Origin of the sequence: Clostridium nigeriense (assembly GCF_050585265.1) — a bacterium.
In the GTDB taxonomy this organism is placed as follows: Bacteria; Bacillota; Clostridia; order Clostridiales; family Clostridiaceae; genus Clostridium; species Clostridium nigeriense_B.
Map to the genome: position 1 here is coordinate 197,925 of NZ_JBNOOE010000002.1, position 20,099 is coordinate 218,023.

A 20,099-nucleotide genomic window follows, 5' to 3' on the forward strand; every position below is an offset into this window, starting at 1 on the left:
TTTTTGAGTTATTTTTAGATTATTAAAAATAATTTAAATACCGAATGTTGTGAATAAAATATATTATTGCTATAATGAATCATGCAAAATCTAATTAAAGTTAAAATAATGGTTATATGAGAAATACATTGTTTTTGTTAATTTATAAATCGGAGGAGAGAAAATGAAGAGAAAGATTGTGCCTATAATAACAATAATAATATTATTATTAGCTTTATTTATAGGACTCTATGCCTACAGACATTATAGGATAGATAATAGTTCATTAGGGGTAAATCCAATTGATGATGAGAAATATGATTCATCATATGAAACTAAACTAGCAATAGAAAAATATAGTATTAATAAAAAAGCTAAAGTAATTAAAGATATTGATACAGAATCTAATATTATTGCTTTAACCTTTGAGGGAATAAATGATACAGAGGTTACAGAGGAAATACTAGATTTATTAGATTTATATGATGTTAAAGCAACTTTTTTTATTACAGGAGTAGAGGCCGTTGAAGATTCTAGTACAGTAGAGCTTATAAAGGAATATGGACATGATATAGGTAGTGGAACTTTATCAGGGACAAGGGATATGCAAAATTTATCAAAGGAAGATTTAATAGCAGATTTCTCTAGTGCTAATAAGGTGTTAAAAGAGATAGTTAAAAAAAATGCGAGATTATTAAAATGTAGCTCAACAGTATATAGTAATGAATTATTAGCTTCAGCATATGCAGCCGGAAATAGATATGTTGTAAGTCCAGGCTATTATTTAAGTTATCAAAGTTTTAAAGATTATGAAGAAGTACATAGTTATATAAAGAAGTTATCTAAAGGAGAAATTATATCTATAAAATTAGATGGTGTTTTAGATGATTTTGAGTATAATAAATCCAGCTCAGAAGAAGAACCTGCAATAGATAAAAAATCTACTATAGATGAAACTCAAATAGATGAGTATGATGTAAGTATCGTAGATATAGTAGAGTGGATTTTAGATTCAATTACAGAACAGGGAATAACACCAGTTCAAGTGAAAAAATTACCTATTATAGATAAGACAATCGATACAAATGAAGAAGAAGAACTTACAAAGCCTAATACTACTTATATTATAAATAATATTTATAATGAAGTTATTAATAAAGAAGAAATAAAAAATGAAGTAAATAAGAATGTAGAAAAAGAAGAAGTTAATTTCTCTGAAATTAATTTAAATGAATTAATGAAAAAAAATAACAATAATCTTTCGCCAGTAGTTTCAAGATTTTTTACAACTCAAGAGGCAGTAACATATACATTTAGAGGAATAAGTAATGAAAAAGTGTTAGATGATGTATTGGAGAGTCTTGATAAATACAATGCTAAAGGAACGTTTTTTGTAACTAAGGAAGATATAGAAGATTATCCAGATAGAATAGAAAAAATTATAAATGCTGGTCATGAAATTGCTAATGGAGGAGTAACTTCTAGTTCTAAAATATTAAGTAAAACTACTGAAGAAATATGTAAAGAAATTTATGAAGTTGATAAATTATTGAAGGAAAAAGGAATTTACACTAATGCATACATGGCTGGATATGGATATTCAAATTCTAATATTCAAGAAGCCGTATCTACAATAAGGCAAATAAGTGGTCTTGAAAATTATGAGTTAATCACTTATACAAAGGCACCTATTTTAGGAAAGTATAGAAATATGAGTGCCGAAGATATTGTTAGTGATTACTTTAATATAAATTCTTATGTTTCATTAAGTAAAGGTGAAATTGTGTATTTTAGATTAGATTCAAATATATTTGAAGATGAAAATCAAATTTCAAATATTATAGAAATTTTAACAGAAAGGTATGTAAAAAATGGATATGCCCATAGATATAACGAAAGGACAAGCTCCTATGATATAGTTCAAGTACCGTTAAATTACAATATAACCTCTGTGAAAAATATACAAAATACTATTGAGGGCACGAATGGCTATGGTAGATATAGTATTTTATCTAATTATAAAACCCTTGAAAAGGTTAATAGTGATAAAGTTCTTGATTTAATTAGAACTAATTATATAGGCAATGTGTATGTACCACTATATGGTTTTAGTGATGAGGAAGTAGTGGGAATTGATACTACTGGAACTATAAACACTAACGGTGAAGATGTAATATTCTTTACATTTGATGACTGGGGCGGTGATCCTATTGTTAATGAAATATTAGATGTATTAAATAAGCATAATGTAAAAGCATCATTTTTTGCAATAGCAAGGTATTTTGATATAGATAGTAATTTATCTAATATTAATCCTAATATACTTAGAACAATTGCTTTAAATGGGCATGATATAGGTAGCCATACTTATAGTCATGAATTACTAAGTGAAAGTAAAGATACACTAGAGTGGTCATTAACTGAGTCATATAATGCTATGGCTAAGGTAATAGGGGATTTAAATTCTCTAAAGCAATATTTTAGACCACCAACATTATATGTTGATAAGGATGGGTTATCATCTGTATTTGAAAGTGGATATAAGTACTCAATTAGCGGAAATATATCTACTCATGATTATGAAAGTAGCTCTTCAGATAAGATAGTCAATACCATTGAATCACAACTAAAAGAAGGAGTAGGTAATGTAATAGTAATGCATATGAATAACCAAAGTTATTATACAGCAGAAGCATTAGATAAGTTCCTTACTAATAATGAAAATGGAGTATACGGTAAAAAGTATAAAATTGCAAAGCTAAGTGATTATCTGGGAAATTAAAAGCTTTTATATAGGGAGGAGTAAGCTTGAAAATTAAATATAAGAAGAAAAAAGTTAAAGGTGATGAAGATATTTTATTAGAACCAGAAAAGGATAGAAGAATTTTATCTAATGTTCCAGATAAAGAAGGTATAAGAAAAGGGATTGATCGTAGAGGTCAAAAGGAGATAAATTGCAATAAAAATAAAACAACTACATTTATTGAAAGTAGTAAAGCTGGAATAAGGTATATTACAGAAATTGATGTAAAAGTAAAATATAAAAATTCTAAAGAAGAAAATGAATTTATAGTGAAATCTAATAATATATCTACTACTGGAATATTAATAAAACTAGAAGATAAAAGTCAGTTAGAAGCAATTAATGAAGCTGATTATTTAAAACTACAGTTTAGAATATTACAAGGTTCAATGCCTGAAGGATATGAAATAAAAGTTAAAATAAAAGGTAAGAAAGTAAGAGATATAGTTGATAAGGATGGAAATATATTATGCGGAATTGAATTTCTAGAAACCTTATCTGAATATTCAAAGAGGAAAAAAGATAAATATTTTTTGGCTATGTCAAGTATATTATTATTTTTCATAAGCTTTTTTATAATATTAATGAGGGCAGAGAGTATAATTTATTTTAAGTTTAATAAATGGATGTACTTGTACAGCATAATAGCAGCAATATTTTTATTGAGTAGATATCTATTTGGTGCATTATACAAACCTGTTCCAATTGACTCTAATTATACCCCGGGAGTAACTATAATTATTCCTTGTTTTAATGAAGAAAAATGGATACAAAGAACAATTATAGGATGTATTAACCAGGATTATCCTATTGATAAATTAGAAGTAATAGTTGTAGATGATTGTTCTAACGATAAGTCTGTAGAGAAAATTAAGGAAACTATAGAAGAGTTAAAAAAAGAAGAGAGATTTGAAGTTGATAAAAGATTAAAGTATTTTGTCCAAGAAAAAAATATGGGTAAAAGAGAAGCACTGTGTACAGGAGTTTTAAATGCAAAACATGACTTAGTAGTTTTCGTTGATTCAGATAGCTTTTTAGATCCATTTGCAATTATTAACTTAGTACAACCCTTTAAGGATCCTAAAATGGGAGGGGTATCTGGTAGAACAGATGTGGCTAATACATATACTAATGTATTAACTAAAATGCAGTCAGTTAGATATTATATAGCCTTTAGAATAATGAAGGCGGCAGAGGGATATTTTGATGCTGTTACATGTTTATCTGGACCACTTTCATGTTATAAAAAACAAATAGTTATGGACAATATGGAGGCATGGAGAAATCAAACTTTTTTGGGGCAAAAAGCTACCTTTGGAGATGATAGAGCTATGACTAATTTTGTTTTAAATAAACATAGAACTGCTTATCAGGATACAGCTATTTGTTCCACTATAGTTCCTAATAAGTATAAAGTGTTTTTGAAACAACAGATGAGATGGAAAAGATCATGGCTTAGAGAGTCAATTATTGCAGGAAAATTTATATGGAAGAAAGAACCCTTCATGTCTATCTTTTTCTATACAGGATTATTAGTTCCTATATTAGCTCCAATTGTAGTTGTTTATAATCTTATTTATGTCCCTATATTTCATAATGTTTTTCCAACAACCTTCCTTGTGGGATTGTTGATGATGGCATTGATGATGAGTTTTGCACAAATGTTTTTTAGAAAGAGTACAACATGGATATTTGGAATGATATTTTGTATATTCTATGAAGCAGTATTACTCTGGCAAATGCCAATTGCTTGGGCAACATTCTGGAAATCAACATGGGGAACAAGAATGACTAAAAGTGATATAGAAGCAGAAAGAAAAAGAACAATGATGAAAAATGGAAGACAAGGAGGAATTAATAATGAAGTATAAAGAAATTTCTCCTAAAAGAAAAGATAGAAAAAAGATTATTAGAGGTACTATACAAGCATTGATATTATTAGTGTTATTAATAGTAGCTATAAGGGCAATTTTTACATTTTCAGAGTATAGCCCATATGATCATAATGTTGTAAGTAATAATGATGACAATGGTTTTATTGTTATATCTTATTTTGGAGTAGATAGAAGTGGAACTAATAAACTAATAAGTACAGAAGCATTAGAAAATCAATTAAAAGCTTTAAAGGATAATGGATATGTTACTATAACCCAACAAGATGTTTTAGATTATTATAATGAAGGTAAAGCATTGCCAAGTAAGGCGTTATTACTATTGTTTGAGGATGGTAGAAGAGATACTGCAATTTTTGCACAAAAAATAATGGAGAAGTACAATTATAAGGCAACAATGCTTACTTATGCTGATAAGTTTTCTAAGAATGATCCTAAGTTTTTAATGCCAAAGGATTTAAAAGAACTTGTTAAAAGTTCTTATTGGGAACTGGGAACAAATGGGTATAGACTAGAGTATATAAATGTTTTTGATAAGGATGATAATTATTTAGGAGAGTTAACTTCTAATGATTTTTCTAAATTATCAACTAATATTAGAAGAAATTACAATCACTATTTAATGGATTATATTAGAGACGAAAATAATATACCAAAAGAAACTTATAGTGAAATGAATGAACGTATAGATTATGACTATGAAAAATTATATGAGATTTATAATAAAGAGTTAGGAAGTGTACCAAGCTTATATGCTCTTATGCATTCTAATACAAGTCAATTTGGAACAAATGATAAGGTTAGTAAAATTAATGAAAAGTGGATTAATAAAATTTTTAGTATGAATTTTAATAGAGAAGGATTTTCTTTAAATACTAGAGATAGCTCAATATATGATTTAACAAGAATGCAACCACAGGCATATTGGTCAACAAATCATTTATTAATGAGAGTTTGGGATGATACTAAGCAAGATGTAAATTTTGTTGTTGGAGATGAAGAAAGATCAAAAAGTTTTCAAAATATAAAAGGTGAATCAGAATTTAAAGATGATACTATTATTCTTACATCATTACCAGAAGATCAAGGAATTATTAAGTTATTGGATAGCGAGGATTTTAAAAATATTAAATTATCTATAGAACTTAATGGTAATATAATAGGTTCACAAGCAATTTATCTTAGGGCAAGTGATGATTTACAAAATAATTTAAGATTTAAGATTATTAATAATAATATTGAAATTACAGAAAGCATAGATGGTAAAGAAGAATTACTATATTCAAAAGATTTGAATGACGGAAGAGATGTTGATGACATTGATATAAATGAAAAGGGAAATAAGAAAGTAAATATAATACTAAATGAAAATAAACTTGATATTACATTAGATGGAGAAACAGTAGTAGAAGGACTAGAAGTGCAAAGCACAGAAAAAGGAAGTGTTTTTCTAGAATCAGCTTGGGGAGAGTATGGATATAGTCAAAGAAATATTGCAGATGATGTTTATGATGGAATATTTAAAAAGCTAAAGGTTACTGAAATAGATGATACGGTATTATATGATGGGTCACTAAAGGGAACTGAACTTATTAAATATAACATTAAAAATTATTTTGAGAAAGTTATAAATTGGTTTATAACTAACTTATAAGAAGAGGTAATATGATTAGAAAACATAAAAATCTTTACACTATGATTGGAATTTTAACATTAATAGTAACTTTATTATTGTTATTTAAATTAATAGATAATAGCAAAAATATTGAAGAAAATAATGTAAATACACAGGGAGATAATATATTTATAGATGAGGATAAGAGTGGGACTTTTACAGATTTAAGCAATTTATCTTCTTGGGTTGTATATTGGGACTTAGATGTAGATAATGAGATAAAACAATTAGATAATGAATTAAGTAGTATTTCATATTTTTCAGCAAATTTTAATGATAAAAATAAACTTGTAATTCCTGAGAAGCTAATAACATATTACAATGAAACTAAATTATATAGTTTTAAAAAGTATATTACCATTGTAAATGATGTGGTTTATGATGATGGAAAATCTTCTTTAAAAGATACGAATGTATTAAATGAAGTTCTAAGGGATGAAGAATCTAGAGAGAATCATATTAATGAGATAATAGACTTAGCTAGTAAATATGAATTTGATGGAATAGAAATCGATTATGAACAAATTAAGGATGACTTAGATTTATGGGATAATTTCTTGTTGTTTATTGATGAGCTATATAGTAAATCAATTTTAAATAATTTAGATTTAAGGGTAATGCTAGAACCCAATGCCCCTATAGAGAAATTAGATTTTATAGATGGGCCAATCTATGTAATGATGTGCTACAACTTACATGGGGCTTTTAGTGAACCTGGTGAAAAGGCAAACGAAGAGTTTATAAAATCTCTAATAGAAAAAATGAAAAAAATAGATGGAAATAAGAGTTTTGCTATAGCTACAGGAGGATTTGATTGGGGAGAAGATGGTAAGACTAAATCAGTATCCGAATTAGAGGTCAATAAAATATTAAGTGAATATGATGTAGATATACAAAGAGATGAGAATAGTAAATATCTATATTTTAATTACATGGATAAAGATAATATAAAGCATGAAGTATGGTATGCTGATAAAATTACTTTACAATGCTTATATCAACCAATAATAGAGGCTGGATATAATGTTAGTCTATGGAGATTAGGCGGAAATTTATTTAATAATTTTGTGGGAGGATAAGGGTTATGCATAAAGTTGAGATAAATGGAGTGCAAATGAAATTTATAAGGGAATTTTTTGATAATTACCAAGATGACAAGGTTAAGCTAACAGTTTTTGATGATAAAAATAGAATTAAAATAATTTACTTAGCTGAAACAGAGTTATCAGCTGTAGATTTAGAGAAATATTTAAAGTCAGAGTTTAAGAGAAAATCACCTTATGGGACAAGTCTTTACTATACAATACATGTAAAATAAAGGTTATATTAAATGAGTATGGAAAATATTACTTGAAGCATTATTATATTTAAAGGAGATTAGTATGTTTAGTTATAATAAGATACAAAGTTTAAATGAACTTGAGCTATCATTGTATAACTATATTATGAAAAATAGTGAAAAAGTTATTTATATGAGAATAAGGGAGTTAGCAAAAGAAGCTCATGTTTCAACTACAACTATATTAAGGTTTTGCAAAAAGCTAGATTGTGAAGGATTTTCAGAATTTAAAGTTAAGTTCAAAATGTATTTAGATGAATCTGGTGGTAAAGGTTTAGCAGATAATACTTCAATGATAATAGATTTCTTAAAAAAAGCTCAAGGAAAAGAATATATAGAAAAAATAGATTTAGTTTGTCATGAATTAAATAAGGCTAATACCATTATATTTATTGGAATAGGATTCTCAGGAATAATAGCTAAATATGCAGCTAGATATCTTTCAGCTATTGGAAGAAATGCTATTTATATAGATGATCCATTCTATCCTTTACATTTAAAATATAGTGAGAATTACGTTGCAATGGCTTTTTCAGTTTCAGGAGAAACACCAACAGCTATAGAACATATTAATAGACTTAAGAGAAAAGGGTGTAAGATAATAAGTATTACTAATAATGAAGACTCTATAATAGCAAAGATATCTGATATAAATATTGGATATTATGTACAACAAGAAAAAACTGAAGAGGATGATATTACGACACAAATACCTGCATTATATATTATAGAAATCATAGGCAAAAAATTATATAAAAATTATAAGGGATAGAGTAATCTATCCTTTTTTTTGAAAAATATCTTGTTACTATCATTAATAAATATATTAAAAAATAATATAAAAACCATGGTAAAGTAAAACAAATTGTTATTTTTATGTGACAAATTATATAGATGTTAAGTCTGTTTTTTTAGTTATGAAAATGATTACAAAACGGGATTTATAAGGATATAATTTAATTATAAATAAAGAATAAATTGGTATTGGAAGATAGAGCTAAAGGGAGTAAGCTTAGGCGAAATGTAAATTTAGGAGGGATTAGTATGAAAAATATTTTATTAGTTTGTGCAGCAGGAATGTCAACCAGTCTTTTAGTAAATAAGATGAAGGCAGCAGCAAAAGAAAAAGGAATAGAAATACACATTGAAGCTTTGCCAGTTTCAGAATGTTCAAGTGTCATAGATAAAATGGATATTGTACTTCTTGGACCGCAAGTAAGATTTCAAAAACCTCAAGTAGATGCATTAGTTAAGGGAAGGGTACCTGTTGAAGTAATAGATATGAGATTATATGGGACCATGAATGGAAAAGTCATTTTAGATAATGTATTAAAAACTCTTGGCATTTAACAAGAGCTTATAATAAATAAAAAGATAAAAGGGGGAAAAATAATGAGTATTATGACTAAACTAGAAAGCAGTATGGAGAAAATTCTTGTGCCGATTGCTACGAAGTTAAATGCACAAAGACATATTGTTGCAATTAGGGATGCATTTATCTTAACATTCCCATTAACAATGGCAGGCTCACTAATGGTATTAATAAATAATGTTTTACTTCATCCAGATGGATTTATAGCAAACCTTTTACACTTAGGAGATTTAATTCCTAATTTAGCAGACTATCAAGCTATATTTGCACCTGTTTTAAATGGTTCTTTAAACATTTTAGCAATTTTAATAGTATTTTTAATAGCAAGGAACCTTGCAAGATCCTTAGGGGCTGATGATCTATTAACAGGACTTACTGGAATATCCGTATTCTTTATAATGTATCCTGCAGCAGTGGATGGAAGCATTACAATGACATATATGGGACCTCAAGGTCTATTCGTTGCAATAATAGTTGGATTATTAGTAGGTGAACTATTATCAAGACTTTCAAAGTCATCTAAACTTGAAATTAAGATGCCTGAGCAAGTTCCACCAGCAGTTTCTAGAACATTTAAGATATTGTTACCAATAATAATAGTAACAGTTGGTTTCTCAATTCTTAACTTTATATTAGATAAAGTTACTAATGGTGGAGGAATTCACACTATAATTTATAATGTATTGCAAGCTCCGTTAACTAAACTTGGAGATAACATTTTTTCAGTAGCAATTATGGTTTTAGTATCAAATTTATTATGGATAATGGGTATTCATGGACCTAACACAATTGCAGCAGTAAGAGAGACCATGTTTGCTGAAGCAAATGCTGCTAACTTAGCTTACGCACAAGCTAATGGAACAGCATGGGGAGCACCATTTCCAACAACTTGGGTTTTAACTGATGCCTTTGCTAACTATGGTGGTTCAGGTATGACATTGGGATTACTTATAGCAATATTCATATTCTCTAAAGCAAAGGATCAAAGAGATATTGCTAAATTATCAATAGGACCTGGATTATTCAATATTAATGAATCAGTAATATTTGGTTTACCAATAGTATTAAATCCAATATATATAATACCATTCTTACTAGTACCTATGGTAAATGTTTTTATTGGATATGGAGCGATATTCTTTAAGATTATTCCACCAATAGCTTATGGGGCTGTGTGGACTACTCCAGGACCACTTATTCCGTTTATAGGAACTGGTGGAGAATTTATGGGACTTGTAGTAGGATTTGTTTGCTTAGCAGTCAGTGTATTAATTTATGCTCCGTTCGTAATTGCATCAAATAAAGCCGCTATAAAGATGCACGAAGAAGAATTAGAAAATAAAGAAACTATGTAATTAGATAGGAGAATAAAAAATGAATGAACTAGAATTAGTTGCTTTTGAAATAATAAGCAATGTTGGCATGGCTAAATCTTTGGCTATGGAAGCAATAAGAGAAGCTAGAAATGGAAATTTTGAAGAAGCTGAAAGAAAAGTAGATGAGGCTAAGGGATTTTTATTAGAAGGACATCATGCCCATTATGGTTTAATTCAAGATGAAGCAAGAGGCAAAAGGATAGAGTTTTCTTTAATAATAATGCATGCAGAGGATCAACTTATAAGTGCAGAGACTATTAAAGATTTAGCTATAGAATTAATTGAAATGAATAAAGAAATTAAGAAAATAATGTCTATATAAAATAATTGTTTAAGTGGCTTTTGTACAATTAAAAATTAATGAAACATTTTTAATCCTTAATTTGGGCTGTTTGTTAGACAGCCCATTTTGTAGTTAAATAACTTGTATAAATTATACTTAAAATGTATAATTATTAAATAAATATAGTTACATAAAATTAAATGAAGAGGTTATTATGATAAATTTTATAAGTAATATTGATGTAAATATTTTACATTTTATTAAAGAAAATTTTTCAAATCCAGTTATGGATAAGTTAATGGTGATAATAACAACCTTAGGAGATAAGGGATTTATTTGGATATTAATAGGCATTATTTTATTAGCTCAAAGGAAGTATAGGAAAGTAGGATTTGTTTTATTAATAGCTTTACTTATGACTTCTATAATTGGTGAAGGAATAATAAAAAATGTAGTTCAAAGACCTAGAGCTTTTATAACGTATCCAGATATAAATATAATAATTAAAGCTCCATCATCTTTTTCATTTCCATCAGGTCATACTGCATCATCATTTACAGCAGCAGTAGTCATAGGATATTATATGAAAAGTTGGAAGTTTGTGGCTTACGCCTTGGCTTCATTAATAGCATTTTCAAGATTATATCTTTTTGTACATTATCCATCAGATATAATTGGTGGAATTTTACTTGGAGTTACATGTGCTCTTTTAACAATTAAACTATTGAATAATGTTATTCTAAAGAAATCAGTAGAATAAATTTATTTAACTAACTAAGTATAATTATATTTTAATAGTTAAATATAATTATATATCTTAGTTAGGAGGTGTAAATCTATGGGTATGGAAGAAATAGAAAAGAAAATGAAAAGGCTATATAGACATGTTAAATCTGGTAGATTAACCCAAGAGATTGCTGAAGAAATATCTGAGTTAGTTGAAAAGGTTGAGGAAATGGGAGATGATGTTAAAGATAACGTTGCATCAATGGTTAATGATATGAAAAAAGCATTAAAAAAGATGAAGTAATATAAAATATTTATTAACACATAGAGGATCTGTCGCACAATGAAAAATTAATAATGAATAATTAATGAAAAAACTCCTTAAAGAGTTTGAAAGAAAATTAATTTTAGTAATTCTTCATTTTTAATTTTAAATTCCTAATTAGGGATATTTGTGCGATAGCTCCTTTTGTTTTTTTAGAAACATATTCACTTTAAATTCACATTAATAAAATTTATTATATATTTGTGAAATTGCACAAAATAAATATTTTGAATTGTACAAATATACTATTGAATAAAAACGATTGCAGGAATATAATTTAATTACAAGGAAAATTTGGAAAAAAACAAGAATTTTGCTTGAGGTTTTTGGAAACGTTACCTGTTTCAAATCAAAACAATATATTCGGAGGGAGATTATGTATGGATTAAAAAGCTCCTTTAAAAAAATAAGCGAGAAAATTCAAGTTCCCTTCAAACTAAGTGAAAAAAATGGAGTTGTATTAGCAGACTTTCTTAAAGGAGATAATTCTAAGGTTATAAGTAGTATAATTAAAATTCCAACAGAGGAATTGCTCTTAGAAACTTATGAAAATTATAGTAATTGTATAAGTTTATTAAAATGCTTCTTAGAACAAGAATTAAATAATACAGTTAAATCAAAGGAAGAAATTATATTAGGTATATTAAAGGGAAAAGAATTTTCAGATGATAGTTTAAAAGAAGTTATTAAATACAAACCTTTTAAACTAATATTACTATATTTAGAAGAAAAACAGTCAAAGGTATTAGACTTTATTAAAAGTAACTATGATAAAGAAGAAAATATTATAGTAACACAAGATAAATATATATTGATTATAAGCAAAAATGATATTAGCGATGAAAAAGTTAATAATTTATTTGAATCAATAAGAAAAAATATAAATGAAAAGGTTTATGTAACTTACTGCAAGATAAATGAATATAAAGAGCTTAAAGAGAGGTATGAATATTTAAAAGATAATATAGGAATTTGCTTAAAATACAATTTATCCTCAAAGGTTTATAGTGAAAATTCTTTATTGATTGAAAAGATGGTTAATAATGCTAAATATGAAGAAGTTATTAGAATATATAAGCAATATAATTATTTATTTTCAAAATTAGATAGTGATTTAATAAAAACAATTGAGGTATTTTTTAGTGAAGGACTTAAGATTACAGAATCTGCGGACAAGCTATACATTCATAGAAATACATTATTCTATAGAATAGATAAGATAAAGAAAATAATTAATTATGATATTTCTAACTTTAATGAAGCCGTAGAGTTTAAAATATTATTTTTACTTTGGAAAGAAGCAATTTATAGTAGTAAATTGTAGAGTTTTTCGGAAACGGTACCGGAAAGGGTATCTGAAAATGTTATCAAAAAGTTAATAAACCTAAAAGGGGTTTATAATATAAAGATTTAAATTAGATTTTTGGGAGGAATTTATTATGGTAAAACGTTCAAAATTATTAGCAATTTTAATTGCAGGAGTAATTACTACAACTGCTTTCGTTGGCTGTGGATCAAGTTCTAATGGAGGAACTTCCGATTCAGGAGAAAAGAAGACTTTAACAGTTTGGTCCCATTTTACAACTTCTGAAGTTCAGGAATTTGAAAAAGTAGCAAAGGCTTGGGGTGAAGAAAATAATGTAGAAGTTAGCGTTGTTGAAGATCAAGGCGAATGGCAAGCTATGATTCAAGCAGCTCAAAGTGATAATGGCCCAGATATAATGCTAGGAATTCCACATGATAATTTAGGAACATTCCAAAAGGCTGGAGTTGCAGCAGAAGTTCCAAGTGGCATTGTTTCAGCAGACAAATATACATCTGATGCACTAGTTGAAGCAGTTACATTAGATAGTAAGATTTATGCAGTACCTTTTGCACAAGAAACAACTGCAATGTTTTATAATAAGGATTTGGTTAAAGAAGTTCCAACAACTATGGAAGATTTAGTAGAACAAGCTAAAGAGGTTGGATTTGTATACAATATTAATGATTTCTATTTCTCATATGCATTCTTATCAGCTAATGGTGGATATGTTTATAAAGATAATAATGGAACATTAGATCCAACTGATATAGGACTTGGAAATGAAGGAGCAATAAAAGGACTTCAATTTATTTCTGATTTAGTAAATAAAGATAAATTAATGGCAGCAGATATTACAGGAGATATAGCTCAAGGTGAATTTACTTCTGGAAAAGCTGGATTCTATTTCTCAGGTCCATGGGATGTTTCAGCAGCTGAAGAAGCTGGATTAAACTTTGGAGTAATTCCAATGCCAACACTTGGTGGAAATGATACAAGTACATTCTTAGGTGTTCAAACTGGTATAGTTAATGAAAATTCTAAGAATAAGGATTTAGCATGGGATCTTATGGAAGAGTTTATTGATAAGGGACAAGATATAATTTATAAGACTGGTAATAGAATTCCAGTAGCTAAAGATTATGCTATTGATAATGAATATACTAAAGTCTTTGTTGAACAAGCTAAAATAGCTACACCAATGCCTAATATAGTAGAAGTTCAAGCTATGTGGACTCCTGCAAATAATAATTTAAAATTATTAACTTCTGGACAAACTGATGCAGCAACAACTGCTAAGAATATAGTTGATCAAGTTGAAGAAGGTATTAAACAAATTAAATAAAGGATTTAACTAATAGAGATGGTGCTGTCTCACAATATTATTTAAGCTGTCCTTGGGGCAGATCCATCTCTATATAAAACAAAGGGGGACTTTATATGGGCATGAAGAGTAAAAGTCATAAAGCCTATTATTACTTAGCACCAGCACTTATTTCAATTCTAATATTTACAGTAATGCCGATAATATCAACAATATATTATGCTTTTACAGATTATACTCAATACTCTAAGGGTGAAATAAACTTTGTAGGTTTAGCAAATTTCAAAGAAGTATTAACAGGACCTTTTAAAGAAACTTTTTTACCTGTATTTGTATGGACAATAATTTTTGCAGTAATTTCAACTCTTGGATGCTTTTTATTAGGTTTAATTTTAGCATTAGCACTGAATAATCCAAATATAAAAGAAAGAGGACTTTATAAAGGAATATTAATATTACCTTGGGCGTTACCAGCAACAGTTGCAATTTTATCTTTCCAAGGATTATTTAATGGAAGCTATGGTCAAATAAATAATGTATTAATGCAATTACATTTAATTGAAGAACCTATAAAGTGGTTAACAGATCCTAATTTAGCTAGGGTTAGTATACTAATAGTTAATATATGGCTTGGATTTCCCTATATGATGAATGTTTCTTTAGGGTCATTATCAGCAATACCAGAAGTTTATTATGAAGCTGCAATGGTAGATGGGGCAAGTAAATGGAAGCAATTTACTAAAATAACACTACCATCAATAGCTAAAACAGCATATCCATTAATAATTTCATCATTTGCATTTAATTTTAATAACTTTGGATCTGCATATTTAATAACTCAAGGAAACCCACCTAGATTAACAACTCAATTTGCAGGTTATACAGATATACTAGCATCAGTAAACTATAAGCTTTCAATACAATTTGGTAGATTTGAAATTGCATCAGCACTTAGCATAATAATCTTTATAATAATTGCATCAATTTCATTTATTCAAATGAAGGCATCTGGTCAGTTTGAGGAGGTTGAATAGAATGCAACAAGTTGGTATGAATTTAAATACAGCTACACAAAAAGAAAAAAAAGTAGTGTATAAGAAGAAATTAAGACCTGATGAAGTGAGAACAGCATGGATAAGTAGAATTTTCATATGGTGTATGCTAATAATCACTGTTTTTCCTATAATTGCTGTAATTTCTGCATCAATGGCAAAGGGAAATGCTTTTACACAAACAACATTTTTCCCTAAAGAATGGACATTAGAAAATTATATAAAAGTAATAGAAAAGACTCAATTTTTATTATGGGTTAGAAATTCATTAATAATAAGTACAATAGTAGCTGTTATTCAATTGATATTATCAATTCCGGCAGCATTTGCTTTTTCAAAATTAAGATTTTGGGGAAGAAAAAATGGTTTAATGAGTTTATTAATACTTCAAATGTTTCCAACAACAATGGCTTTGCCTGCAATACTTGGTATAGTATTTTTATATAACCTGACTAATAAACCATGGGTTTTGATACTAATATTAGCTGGTGGAAGTGCTTATAATATCTGGTTGTTAAAAGGAGCTATAGATGGTATTCCTGATGAATTAGTAGAAGCAGCATATATAGATGGAGCATCTACATTTAAAGTATTCTATTCAATAATATTACCACTTCTTAGAAATATGTTAATAGTAATATTCTTATTTGCATTTATTGGTGCATATAGTGAGTTTATGTTTACATCATCCATATTAAAAAATGCAGATGTCCAAACTATAACTACAGGATTACAAAAGTTTATTACTAATAATTTCTCTGCTAATTGGACCCAATATTCAGCAGCAGCAGTAATGGCAGCGTTACCTATAGTAGTAATATTTATGATTTTCCAAAAATATATAGCAACAGGATTAGTTTCAGGATCGGTAAAAGAATAGTACTATATGTATGAACTATTCAGTTTAATTATAACAATATATGGAAACGATACCGAATAATTTGTCGAGATTTGGAGGGAGTTATGATAAACATAAGAGATATTGCTAGAATAGCTGGAGTAGGGGTTAGTACAGTTTCACGTGTAATCAATAATCATCCAGACGTTAAAGAGCAGACTAGAGAAAGAGTTTTAGAAATAATAAGAGAAAATAATTATATACCTAACAATAGTGCAAGAAATTTAAAGAAAAATAACACAAACAATATTGGTGTTTTAATTAAAGGGGTATTTAATCCATTTTTCTCTGAAATGTTAGATTCAATAAGTAAAAGGATATCTAAAGCAGGATATTCAATGATATTAGAGCATCATGATTATCTAAGCAACGATGAAATGAATAATTTAATATCTATGATAAAGGAGAAAAGGCTACAAGGGGTTATATGCCTTGGAGGAAATTTTACAGAAGTAAAAAATGATGATTTTAATGATATTGGAGTGCCAGTAGTATTAACATCTATAAATCATAAATATGGGAAAGAATTTTCAAATTTTTCTTCTGTATCTATAGATAATGAAAAATCAGCATATTCAGCTACCAAATATCTTATAGATTGTGGTCATAGGAATATAGCTTTAATGCTAGGTGATGAGTATGATATAGGAATTGGTCATTTAAGAGAAGATGGTTATTTAAATGCTTTAAGTGATAATAATATAAAATTTAATAAAGACTATAGAATTTTAGGAGATTATGCTTATAAAGGTGCTTATGAAGAAACTAATAGGTTAATAAAAAAGCATAAAGAAGTAACAGCTATATTTGCAATATCAGATATAATGGCTGTAGGATGTGCAAAGGCTATAAAAGATAATGGATTAGAAATTGGTAAAGATATAGCTGTTGTTGGATTTGATGGTATGGATATAAGTGAATTTTATAATCCTACTATTACAACAGTTATTCAGCCTAAATTAGAAATGGCAAAAATTAGCGTTGATTTATTATTAGATTTAATGTCAAATAGAACAGATAATAAACACATTATTTTAAATACAGAGCTTGTAGTAAGAGAATCAACTAACTTCAATATTATTAACCCTTAAACAGAAAATCCAAACTCTCTTATGAAATTAATTCAACTAAGAAGACAAAAAATATGTAATAGCTTTTTTAGAAATGGGGTAAAGTTTATGGAAAGAAGTAGTGGAATATTAATGCATATTTCATCATTACCTGGAAAGTATGGAATAGGCACTTTTGGGAAACAAGCCTTTGCCTTTGTAGATTTCTTAAAGAATGGTGGACAAAAATACTGGCAGATATTACCCTTAGGGCAAACAGGATATGGAGATTCGCCATATCAATGCTTTTCAGCATTTGCTGGTAATCCGTATTTCATAGATTTCGAGTTATTAGAAAAGGATGGCTTAATAGAAAAAAAAGATTATGATACTCTAGATTATGGTTCTAAAGAGGATGCTGTAGATTATTCAAAATTATTTATTAATAAAAATAAAGTTTTGAGAATTGCTTATAATAACTCAAAAGGAAAATATAATAAAGAAATAAAAGAATTTAAATCTAAGAATGATTTATGGCTTAAAGATTATGCTTTATATATGGCAGTGAAAAAACATTTTAATTTAGTTAGCTGGTATAATTGGGATGATGATATAAGACTAAGAGAAAATCAGGCTATAGAGCGTTATGAAGTATTACTTAAAGATGAAATTGATTATTGGATTTTTATTCAATATTTATTCTTTAAACAATGGCAAGCCTTAAAAGATTATGCTAATGAAAATGGAATAAGAATAATAGGAGACATACCAATATATGTAGCAGAAGATAGTGCAGATATCTGGAGTAATCCTAAGTATTTTAATGTTGATAAAGATATGAAACCAATAACTGTATCAGGATGTCCCCCAGATACTTTTTCATCTACAGGACAATTATGGGGTAACCCTATTTACGATTGGGAGGCATTAGAAAAGGAAGAATATAATTGGTGGATAGATAGAGTTAGAGAGAGTTTAAAGTTATACGATGTTGTTAGAATAGATCATTTTAGAGGCTTTGAAGCTTATTGGGAAGTTCCATATGGAGATAAGACAGCAGAAAATGGTAAATGGACCAAAGGACCAGGAATAAAACTATTTAAGGTTATAAAAGAAAAGCTTGGAGATGTAAAAATCATTGCTGAAGATTTAGGATTTATGACAGAAGAAGTAATAAAACTTAGAGATGATACAGGATTTCCAGGGATGAAGATATTACAATTTGCTTTTGGTGGTGAAAATAGTGAAGATTTGCCACATAATTATCCAGTAAATTGCGTGGCATATACTGGTACCCATGATAATGATACTATTTGTGGATGGTATAATAGCACTGGAGGAAAAGATGAGATTGAAAAAGCTAAAAAATATCTAAATTTAACTTATGAAGAAGGTATAGCAAGAGGCTTAATAAGAGGAGTATGGGGAAGTACAGCTTATTTAGCAATTACAACTATGCAAGATTTATTAGGACTAGGAAAAGCAGCAAGGATGAATTTTCCTTCTACATTAGGAGGAAATTGGATTTGGAGAGTTAGAGAAAAAGATATTAATGATAAATTAGCAAAAGAAATTTATGATTTAACTAAGCTATATAATAGATGCTAATGAATTAAGAATTAAGGTTAAAAACTACTAGAGTACTTTTTACTCTTTAGGAAATTATAAAGATGCTACCATGTGAATAACTTTTTTATAATTTTCTTCCTTCAGGTTTGAAGTGCTTCTATTAATTTGGCGATGACTTGGAACTTGCGACAGAATAAAAATTCATAATTCCGAGGAATGAGGAATTATTACATTGAGTTTGTAGAAGTAAATATGTTGTGTTAGGGCGACTTGGAGCTTGCGACGGAGCAACTAATATAACATATTTACTTCTTTTTTTTAGAATAATCACTTCTTTTAGATTCTTAAGTTACTTAAATCTTTAGATAATAAGTTAAAGTTTTCCAAGATAGTCTTATGAAATAAATATCATTTTATTTATAGGCTCTGTTTTAAATAGTGGTTGATAAGTGATACTTTTCCGAAAATAGATTATAATTATGAAGGATATACAGTTTATAAGGTAGAAGAATTGTGAAGTTTAAACATTCATAATGATATAGTTTCAATTAGAACAAAATTTAAATTCAAAAGACTTGAATAAAAATATTAAATTTTTCATAATATAAATAAAAAGGTGAGAATATGAAAGTATTAGTTATGACCATAGATTTAAGAGCAGAGTGGGTTCATTCTTTAAAAGAAAAAAGAATGATAGTTAGAAGTATAACTCAAAGGCTAAAAAATAAATTTAATATTTCAGTTAATGAAGTAGATAATCAAGATATTCATCAGATTATTACAATTGGAGTATCCGGAATATGTTCAACTAATGCACAAGTAGATTCTACAGCTGAAAATATAATTAATTTTGTTGAGTCAAATACTGATGCAGAAGTAATTAACATATCTAAAGAGAGTATAGTTTTCTAAAAATAAAAAAATAATTGTTGACAAGTTTATGCAATAAATGTATTCTAGTATCAATAGAAAAATTAATAAACTTTTTGAGTTTCTTATCAAGAGTGGTGGAGGGACTGGCCCTGTGAAACCCAGCAACCTGCAATAGGTGTGATAGGCTTAATTAAATTAGGCTAAATTACTCTTATTAAGCTTGGTGCTAAATCCTGCAGCTTTTAGCTGAAAGATGAGAGA

General features: G+C 28.0%; 18 protein-coding genes and 1 riboswitch. All 18 genes read left to right on the forward strand.

Annotated elements, in window-relative coordinates; genetic code table 11:
- Positions 1–163 precede the first annotated feature (163 nt).
- Positions 164–2,761 carry a polysaccharide deacetylase family protein gene (locus tag ACQPVP_RS02620; RefSeq protein WP_430846964.1) on the forward strand — a complete coding sequence of 866 codons (2,598 nt, stop codon included), beginning with the start codon at positions 164–166 and terminating at the stop codon, positions 2,759–2,761.
- Positions 2,762–2,787: 26 nt separating this feature from the next.
- A complete protein-coding gene (locus tag ACQPVP_RS02625; protein WP_430846966.1) occupies positions 2,788–4,653 on the forward strand; it encodes a glycosyltransferase family 2 protein in 1,866 nt (621 codons plus the stop codon).
- Complete coding sequence (locus ACQPVP_RS02630; protein ID WP_430846968.1) at positions 4,643–6,328, forward strand: glycoside hydrolase; 1,686 nt, start codon at positions 4,643–4,645, stop codon at positions 6,326–6,328. The genes ACQPVP_RS02625 and ACQPVP_RS02630 overlap by 11 nt, the downstream gene beginning before the upstream one ends.
- Positions 6,329–6,339: 11 nt before the next feature.
- Positions 6,340–7,428 carry a glycosyl hydrolase gene (locus tag ACQPVP_RS02635; RefSeq protein WP_430846970.1) on the forward strand — a complete coding sequence of 363 codons (1,089 nt, stop codon included), beginning with the start codon at positions 6,340–6,342 and terminating at the stop codon, positions 7,426–7,428.
- A 5-nt stretch (positions 7,429–7,433) separates the two neighbouring features.
- Positions 7,434–7,667 carry a hypothetical protein gene (locus tag ACQPVP_RS02640; protein WP_430846972.1) on the forward strand — a complete coding sequence of 78 codons (234 nt, stop codon included), beginning with the start codon at positions 7,434–7,436 and terminating at the stop codon, positions 7,665–7,667.
- A 64-nt stretch (positions 7,668–7,731) separates the two neighbouring features.
- Positions 7,732–8,460: a MurR/RpiR family transcriptional regulator gene (locus ACQPVP_RS02645; RefSeq protein WP_430846974.1), complete on the forward strand. Its 729-nt coding sequence runs from the start codon at positions 7,732–7,734 to the stop codon at positions 8,458–8,460.
- 272 nt (positions 8,461–8,732) lie between these two features.
- Positions 8,733–9,038 carry a PTS sugar transporter subunit IIB gene (locus ACQPVP_RS02650; protein ID WP_430839547.1) on the forward strand — a complete coding sequence of 102 codons (306 nt, stop codon included), beginning with the start codon at positions 8,733–8,735 and terminating at the stop codon, positions 9,036–9,038.
- Between the two features lie 42 nt (positions 9,039–9,080).
- Positions 9,081–10,415: a PTS sugar transporter subunit IIC gene (locus ACQPVP_RS02655; RefSeq protein WP_430846976.1), complete on the forward strand. Its 1,335-nt coding sequence runs from the start codon at positions 9,081–9,083 to the stop codon at positions 10,413–10,415.
- 19 nt (positions 10,416–10,434) lie between these two features.
- Complete coding sequence (locus ACQPVP_RS02660; RefSeq protein WP_430846978.1) at positions 10,435–10,758, forward strand: PTS lactose/cellobiose transporter subunit IIA; 324 nt, start codon at positions 10,435–10,437, stop codon at positions 10,756–10,758.
- A gap of 178 nt (positions 10,759–10,936) precedes the next feature.
- Positions 10,937–11,479, forward strand: a complete 543-nt coding sequence (locus ACQPVP_RS02665) for a phosphatase PAP2 family protein (protein WP_430847308.1) — start codon at positions 10,937–10,939, stop codon at positions 11,477–11,479.
- Between the two features lie 78 nt (positions 11,480–11,557).
- Positions 11,558–11,749 (forward strand): hypothetical protein, encoded by a 192-nt coding sequence (locus ACQPVP_RS02670; protein ID WP_430846980.1) that lies wholly within the window; start codon positions 11,558–11,560, stop codon positions 11,747–11,749.
- Positions 11,750–12,146: 397 nt separating this feature from the next.
- Positions 12,147–13,094 (forward strand): PucR family transcriptional regulator, encoded by a 948-nt coding sequence (locus ACQPVP_RS02675; protein WP_430846982.1) that lies wholly within the window; start codon positions 12,147–12,149, stop codon positions 13,092–13,094.
- A 115-nt stretch (positions 13,095–13,209) separates the two neighbouring features.
- The gene (locus ACQPVP_RS02680) at positions 13,210–14,418 is read left to right on the forward strand and encodes a maltose ABC transporter substrate-binding protein (protein WP_430846984.1); all 1,209 of its coding nucleotides are present in this window, start codon (positions 13,210–13,212) and stop codon (positions 14,416–14,418) included.
- Between the two features lie 95 nt (positions 14,419–14,513).
- Positions 14,514–15,431: an ABC transporter permease subunit gene (locus ACQPVP_RS02685; protein WP_430846986.1), complete on the forward strand. Its 918-nt coding sequence runs from the start codon at positions 14,514–14,516 to the stop codon at positions 15,429–15,431.
- 1 nt (position 15,432) lies between these two features.
- Entirely contained in the window at positions 15,433–16,329 is an 897-nt protein-coding gene (locus ACQPVP_RS02690) for a sugar ABC transporter permease (protein ID WP_430846988.1), read from the forward strand.
- A gap of 86 nt (positions 16,330–16,415) precedes the next feature.
- Complete coding sequence (locus tag ACQPVP_RS02695) at positions 16,416–17,438, forward strand: LacI family DNA-binding transcriptional regulator (RefSeq protein WP_430847310.1); 1,023 nt, start codon at positions 16,416–16,418, stop codon at positions 17,436–17,438.
- Positions 17,439–17,525: 87 nt separating this feature from the next.
- Positions 17,526–19,004, forward strand: a complete 1,479-nt coding sequence (gene malQ / locus ACQPVP_RS02700; RefSeq protein WP_430846990.1) for a 4-alpha-glucanotransferase — start codon at positions 17,526–17,528, stop codon at positions 19,002–19,004.
- Between the two features lie 585 nt (positions 19,005–19,589).
- A complete protein-coding gene (locus tag ACQPVP_RS02705; RefSeq protein ID WP_430846992.1) occupies positions 19,590–19,877 on the forward strand; it encodes a DUF503 domain-containing protein in 288 nt (95 codons plus the stop codon).
- 80 nt (positions 19,878–19,957) lie between these two features.
- Positions 19,958–20,098, forward strand: a riboswitch (SAM riboswitch).
- Position 20,099: the final 1 nt, after the last annotated feature.

Coding starts and splice junctions, on each gene's coding strand:
- ACQPVP_RS02685 (WP_430846986.1), top strand. CDS start 14,514: ATGGGCATGAAGAGTAAAAGTCATAAAGCCTATTATTACTTAGCACCA.
- ACQPVP_RS02635 (WP_430846970.1), top strand. CDS start 6,340: ATGATTAGAAAACATAAAAATCTTTACACTATGATTGGAATTTTAACA.
- ACQPVP_RS02705 (WP_430846992.1), top strand. CDS start 19,590: ATGAAAGTATTAGTTATGACCATAGATTTAAGAGCAGAGTGGGTTCAT.
- ACQPVP_RS02630 (WP_430846968.1), top strand. CDS start 4,643: ATGAAGTATAAAGAAATTTCTCCTAAAAGAAAAGATAGAAAAAAGATT.
- ACQPVP_RS02650 (WP_430839547.1), top strand. CDS start 8,733: ATGAAAAATATTTTATTAGTTTGTGCAGCAGGAATGTCAACCAGTCTT.
- ACQPVP_RS02620 (WP_430846964.1), top strand. CDS start 164: ATGAAGAGAAAGATTGTGCCTATAATAACAATAATAATATTATTATTA.
- ACQPVP_RS02660 (WP_430846978.1), top strand. CDS start 10,435: ATGAATGAACTAGAATTAGTTGCTTTTGAAATAATAAGCAATGTTGGC.
- ACQPVP_RS02690 (WP_430846988.1), top strand. CDS start 15,433: ATGCAACAAGTTGGTATGAATTTAAATACAGCTACACAAAAAGAAAAA.
- ACQPVP_RS02645 (WP_430846974.1), top strand. CDS start 7,732: ATGTTTAGTTATAATAAGATACAAAGTTTAAATGAACTTGAGCTATCA.
- ACQPVP_RS02640 (WP_430846972.1), top strand. CDS start 7,434: ATGCATAAAGTTGAGATAAATGGAGTGCAAATGAAATTTATAAGGGAA.
- ACQPVP_RS02680 (WP_430846984.1), top strand. CDS start 13,210: ATGGTAAAACGTTCAAAATTATTAGCAATTTTAATTGCAGGAGTAATT.
- malQ (WP_430846990.1), top strand. CDS start 17,526: ATGGAAAGAAGTAGTGGAATATTAATGCATATTTCATCATTACCTGGA.
- ACQPVP_RS02670 (WP_430846980.1), top strand. CDS start 11,558: ATGGGTATGGAAGAAATAGAAAAGAAAATGAAAAGGCTATATAGACAT.
- ACQPVP_RS02655 (WP_430846976.1), top strand. CDS start 9,081: ATGAGTATTATGACTAAACTAGAAAGCAGTATGGAGAAAATTCTTGTG.
- ACQPVP_RS02675 (WP_430846982.1), top strand. CDS start 12,147: ATGTATGGATTAAAAAGCTCCTTTAAAAAAATAAGCGAGAAAATTCAA.